Genomic DNA, 1,009 nt, shown 5'->3' on the forward strand with positions numbered 1-1,009 from the left:
TCAGCGCGCCGCCGACGGCCAGGATCGGCGGCACGGTCTGCGCGAGACGAACCGGCTCGGGAACGTAACCGCGGGCGCGGCGGATGAACCGCGTCCGCCCGGCGACGACCGCCGCCACGGAATCGTCGGCTCGCGTGACGATGTCGCGGTCATGGGTGACGATGAGATCGGCGATGCCGGCAAGGCGCAGCTCCGCCTCGCGATTGTCGATCAGAAGCGGCTCGCCGCCGGGATTGGCGCTGGTGGCGACGGTCGCCCAACTTTCGCCGGCCCGCTTATGCACCGAATTCAGCGCCTCGAAGATCAAGTGATGAAGCGGGGTGACCGGCAGCATGATGCCGATCCGCGACAGCCCCGGCGCAATCGCAGGCGCGAGCCTATGGCGGGACGTCATCAGCACGATCGGCCGCGGCGCCATTTCGAGCAACGCAAGCTCGGCAGCGTCGGCATCGGCGATGCCGGCGACCGCGTCCACCGAGCCGACCATGACGGCAAACGGCTTTTGATCGCGCTCCTTGCGCTGCCGCAGCCGCTGCACGACAGCCTGGTCACGGGCATCGCAGATGAGCTGGTAGCCGCCGAGCCCCTTGATCGCGACGATTTTGCCTGCGGCAATCGCGGCGGCAATCTCCTCGATTCCGTGGCCGAGCCTTGGGCCGCATTGCGGGCAGGCGATCGCCTCGGCGTGGAAGCGGCGGCTCCTGGGGTCGGCATAGTCGTCCGCACAGGCCTTGCACATCGCGAAGCGCTTCATCGCGGTGGTGGGGCGATCGTAGGGCAGCCGCTCGGCGATGGTGTAGCGCGGACCGCAATGGGTGCAGTTGACGAAGGGGTAGCGATGAAACCGGCTGGCGGGATCGAACAGCTCACGCAGGCATTCCGGACAGGTCGCGGCATCGGCGACGATGCGCGTCGATACCCTGCCCTGCTTGCTGGCGCGGATGCAAAACTCCTCGCTCGCCATGGCGCCGACCAGGTGCACCGAGATCTCGTCGATGCGGGCGAGCGA

General features: G+C 68.2%; 1 protein-coding gene. It reads right to left on the reverse strand.

Translation table 11 applies throughout. The annotated features are described in order from the left end of the window. A partial coding sequence (locus tag WN73_RS11720; protein ID WP_271552865.1) for a Sua5/YciO/YrdC/YwlC family protein occupies positions 1–1,009 on the reverse strand: 1,009 nt, incomplete at both ends.

The organism is Bradyrhizobium sp. CCBAU 45394 (assembly GCF_028128655.1).
Lineage (GTDB): Bacteria > Pseudomonadota > Alphaproteobacteria > Rhizobiales > Xanthobacteraceae > Bradyrhizobium > Bradyrhizobium diazoefficiens.